This is a genomic window from Vibrio makurazakiensis (assembly GCF_050337375.1).
GTDB classification, from domain to species: Bacteria; Pseudomonadota; Gammaproteobacteria; order Enterobacterales; family Vibrionaceae; genus Vibrio; species Vibrio makurazakiensis.
Genome location: NZ_JAKJSW010000276.1, coordinates 1 through 4,594 on the forward strand (window position 1 = coordinate 1; position 4,594 = coordinate 4,594).

Here is a 4,594-nt window from a genome sequence, read left to right on the forward strand (position 1 = left end):
TTCATTTCCCCTGCATACTCTATATCTATGCTTTTTTCTCTTTTCATCCAATTTATACGCAAAAGAACCTTGGTTTTTAAGGGAAGTCTTTAACACTCACTCAGTAAAACCAAATGCAGCTTACTATGTAAATGATGCAGGGTTATTCGAATGCGGGCTGGATAGCGTCGTTTTATGTAGCGATGAAGTTAGTTACTACACCACCAGGCTATTTATGGAATTACACATTGAGAACGAACGGGTGGATAAGGTGGTGATGGCTCTAGATTTCTCTGCGATTAGTTATAGCCAAATCCAGTTAAATCTCCGTAAGGATGGTTTTCAGCTTGAAGAAATTACGATTGAAGGTGAAAGGTTTAGTGTAAGGGAGGCCTTATTGAATTACGACCACAAATCGTTGGTAGGTGCTACAGCGAAGATAGTGCCTAACGGTGCGGCATTAAGTCAAATAGACAAGGAATTGGTTGAATTTATTAACTCTCGACCGAGCAATGCCCGGTCGATGAGTGTTTGGCGTGTCGCGAATGAAACTAGCCCAGTAGTGATGCTGGAAAAAGATAGCGAGGAAATTAGGCTCAGCCTAGATCGCTCTAATTGAAAGGAGGATTAGATTGCTGAGGATATTTTTCAAGTTCATCTGACCAACTGATTCCTTGGGTTAGATCTACCGTGCCTGTTACCACACTTCCATCAATGGCGTTGTATAGAACATAAGGAGCGTCGGCTAAGTCACCTTCTAAGCTATAAAAATGGCAGTAAGAAAAGTATCGCCTACGCTGCTGTATAAATACTTGATAACCCGCGTCGCGAGCTTGTTCAAAGCCAGAGAAGGGGACGTTCTCTGAATTTTCTCCGCCTAGCGCTGGGTTAGAGCTCGAATAAGTCCTATCAACAAAGTGGTCTGAGTTAGTGATATGCTGGAAAATCGTGTAACAAGCGTTAGGGCGGTTTATATCTCTTCTATCTTCTCTTACCGGGAAGCAACTTCCGGTCGCGCTAGATCGTAACCCGTCTATTTCAAAGTCGTCATTATATGGCCCGCCTACAGGTTCAACAGTATCACCACCTCTTGCAAAGCATGCTGCCCTATATACCTGCACGCCAGTATTGAAGTTTGCAAATAACCCTCTTGAAGCCGAAGTTCGTGCGTCATCAGAAAATGAAAGGAATTTTGGAGCTGCGGCTACTCCAATTATCCCTAATAGAACGATCACTGAAATCAGCTCTATTAAGGTGAAGCCTGWTGCGCGTGCATTATTTAATCTACTCAGAAAAGGGGCTATATAAAAGTCAGGTGTTATTAATAAATATATAATTCTCACACCAATTGTCAATCGGTATGCTATTTCGTTTTGGTTGAATTTTGCTAGCTTGAACCGAGTATTAAGCCATATCTACATGCTGTTAAGTGTGGTTATCTGATACAAATATCGTTAACTTGAAGGTTACTGCAATATGAAGTGGAATTTTTTTCAAAAACAACCATAATGCCCACTGTTTTTCTACTTTTAGGGCACTTTCTGTGAGCACTAACAAATTTTCTTCAATTAACCTAAAGCCAGAGTTGGTATCTAACCTGGATACTTTAGGTTATACCCAAATGACACCGATTCAAGCATTGAGCCTACCAACAATTCTTGAAGGCAAAGATGTCATCGGTCAGGGTAAAACGGGTTCGGGTAAAACTGCGGCATTTGGCCTTGGTGTACTACAGAACTTACGTGTGAAGCGTTTTAGAGTTCMGTCTTTAGTATTGTGTCCTACTCGTGAGCTTGCCGATCAAGTTGCTACTGAAATCAGAACATTAGGTCGTGGAATCCATAACATTAAAGTTCTGACTTTATGTGGTGGTATGCCTATGGGACCACAAATTGGTTCATTAGAGCACGGCGCACATATTCTAGTCGGCACACCTGGTCGTATTCTTGATCACCTTGAAAAAGGCCGCATTGATTTGTCGGAGTTGAACACTCTAGTACTTGATGAAGCAGATCGCATGCTAGATATGGGCTTCCAAGATGCGCTAGACGCTGTAATCAATGAAGCACCGAAAGATCGTCAAACACTTTTGTTTAGTGCGACATTCCCGAAAAGTATTAAGTCGATTGCTGACCGTATTATGAAGCAACCAGAAATGGTTAAAGTGGAATCGACACATGATCACTCAAGCATCCAACAGCACTTTTACAAGCTGGAAGGAACTGAAGCACGTGATGATGCACTAGAGCTTCTATTACTTCATCATCAGCCAGAATCTGCAGTTGTTTTCTGTAATACAAAGAAAGAAGTACAAAATGTAACAGACGAACTACACCACCGTGGTTTCAGTGTAACTGAACTTCATGGCGACATGGAGCAACGTGAGCGTGATCAAGCGTTAGTTCAGTTCTCAAACAAAACGATCTCTATCCTAGTTGCTACAGATGTAGCGGCTCGTGGACTGGATGTAGATAACTTAGATGCTGTATTTAACTTCGAACTTTCACGTGATCCTGAAGTACACGTACACCGCATTGGTCGTACTGGTCGCGCAGGCAGTAAAGGTGTTGCAATTAGCTTCTTTAGCGAAAAAGAAATGTACCGTGTAGCTCAAATTGATGAATACATGGATATGCCAATTGAGCCAGCGCAATTACCAGCTAAACCAAATGCTCAGCCATACCAATCACGCATGGCGACGATTCAAATTGATGGCGGCAAAAAGGCGAAACTGCGTGCTGGCGATATTTTAGGCGCATTGACTGGTCAAGGTGGCATCGACGGTAAATCAGTAGGTAAAATCAACCTATTTGCAATGCGTGCATACGTTGCTGTCGAAAAGTCTATGGCTAAGAAAGCACTGAAAAAAATTGAAGCAGGAAAGATGAAAGGGCGTCAGTTCAGAGCTCGTATTTTAAAGTAGTCTATTCTATTTCTAACCGCACATTGCGTCGCTTTGTGCGGTTTTCAAAAACACTCCGTTAGCCTAATTTTATCTTACCTGTCATCCAAGTACTTTTGTTATACGTCTTATTTATCCGGTCTAATTGAGTACAAATCGTTTAGATGACATCCTTGTTCACTATATATTTGTAGCGCTTCATCGCGGCACTCAGCCTCCAAGAGAATCGTTTTCAAACTACCGTCTTCGAAGTAGCAGACCTCATACTCCACCTGACCATTCAGTTGGCAAAGTTCAGCCATATAAACCTCCCTGTAATTAAGACTTAAAATAATCCGTTATTTACTTTTTAGAACTTCTATTTAGTAGGATTTTTCAGACCTGTGGGCGGATTTAACGATTACCAAATTAATTGATAATTTTCCTATTAACTTAATATAGCTCATTTATAGCGTTGTGTAGTGAGTCATGAGAAGCATTCTATAAACGTTATTGCCCTCAACTTTAACTGACGTTTTAAGACTATAATCAATAGATTAATGGGGGAGATAGAGATGATGGGTTTAAGAAAGTGGCTCGTGACACTAGTACTGGGAGGAGTACTGATGGGGTGTGGCACCAAGTTTCTCTATAACAACCTGGATTGGGTGATACTTGAGTATATTGATGACTACGTGACTCTTACTCGAGACCAAAAAACAATTTTGGAGTCACGTTTACAAGTATTGACGCAGTGGCACCGTAGCTCGGAGTTACCCAGCTATATCTCTCAGATTCAGTCGATACGTAGCAAAAGAAAGTCCGATTTAGATCAAGAGTTTGTACTGTCACAACGGCAAGAAATAACACAGCATATTAAAAATATCGCGGCTCAGATTGCTCCTGATGTTTATGCGTTTGCATTACAAGCGACACCCAAACAAGAGCAAGAATTTATAGAGAATTTTACTAGCGATCAGCAGGAGTATTTAGAGAAGTACTCAGGGTTAAGTGATACAGAAACTCGACAACTCTATAAAGAGCGAATTGAATCTAATGTTGAAAGGTGGCTTGGCTCGGTATCGACCGAGCAAGAAGTACTCATTCGTGAGTGGGCGAACGGTATGGAAATTACCACAACTGATTGGGGTTTATATCAAGAGAAAGTATTATCAACTCTAGAGCAACTGTTTCAGAACAAAGCCAATACTAGCTACTTTCAGCATTCGTTTATGACGTTATTCCTCGAACCTGAAAGTTTTTATTCATCAGCTCTTGCTCAAAAAATCCAATTCAATAAACAGCTTTCGAGCAATTATATTGTGCAAATTATCTCGACGAGTAATGAAGAACAGTGGCAACACTATCAAGAGGAACTAAAAGAAATAGAAGACCTGTTAACCGATCTTCTATAGCACTTAAGCATTGAGCTTATTTTGTTGCGCCTTTCCGGTTTATTGATTGAATAAACGCAAACCCTATCCGTAATTACTCAATAGTTTAGGTACTGCAGACTTACTTGTTTTGGCAATTTTTTGCATCAAAGAGAAAGTCGGTTGGGCTATATTATTATTTTCTTCCAATTCTTGTAGCATCACCAACCACAACTTCGCTGTCATTTCTGAATCGGCTAACGCTCGGTGAAAGACACCATCATTATCGATATTTTTAAAGCGAATTAGATCACCAAGTTTATGAGTTGGTGAGTCTTGGATAAGGCGGCGTGCAATAAGC

At 40.8% G+C, this 4,594-nt stretch carries 5 protein-coding genes and 1 pseudogene; 3 read left to right on the forward strand and 3 right to left on the reverse strand.

The window, feature by feature from the left end; translation table 11 throughout:
- Positions 1-598 (forward strand): hypothetical protein (locus L4C33_RS19795; RefSeq protein ID WP_428814119.1); only part of this gene is annotated, 598 nt, incomplete at its 5' end.
- Here the strand turns inward: L4C33_RS19795 and L4C33_RS19800 are convergent.
- Positions 591-1,301: a type II secretion system protein gene (locus tag L4C33_RS19800; protein ID WP_428814123.1), complete on the reverse strand. Its 711-nt coding sequence runs from the start codon at positions 1,299-1,301 to the stop codon at positions 591-593. The genes L4C33_RS19795 and L4C33_RS19800 overlap by 8 nt on opposite strands.
- A gap of 221 nt (positions 1,302-1,522) precedes the next feature.
- On the opposite strand from L4C33_RS19800, the gene dbpA reads away from it, so the two are divergent.
- On the forward strand, positions 1,523-2,902 hold the full coding sequence (gene dbpA / locus L4C33_RS19805) for an ATP-dependent RNA helicase DbpA (RefSeq protein ID WP_428814120.1): 1,380 nt from the start codon (positions 1,523-1,525) through the stop codon (positions 2,900-2,902).
- A gap of 107 nt (positions 2,903-3,009) precedes the next feature.
- Here the strand turns inward: dbpA and L4C33_RS19810 are convergent, their stop codons facing one another.
- Positions 3,010-3,183: an RNA helicase gene (locus L4C33_RS19810; RefSeq protein WP_428814121.1), complete on the reverse strand. Its 174-nt coding sequence runs from the start codon at positions 3,181-3,183 to the stop codon at positions 3,010-3,012.
- A gap of 252 nt (positions 3,184-3,435) precedes the next feature.
- Here L4C33_RS19810 and L4C33_RS19815 point away from each other — a divergent pair, with 252 nt between their 5' ends.
- On the forward strand, positions 3,436-4,275 hold the full coding sequence (locus tag L4C33_RS19815; protein ID WP_428814122.1) for a DUF6279 family lipoprotein: 840 nt from the start codon (positions 3,436-3,438) through the stop codon (positions 4,273-4,275).
- 63 nt (positions 4,276-4,338) lie between these two features.
- Here L4C33_RS19815 and L4C33_RS19820 read toward each other — a convergent pair.
- Positions 4,339-4,594: pseudogene (locus L4C33_RS19820) on the reverse strand (3'-5' exonuclease); the annotation flags it as partial.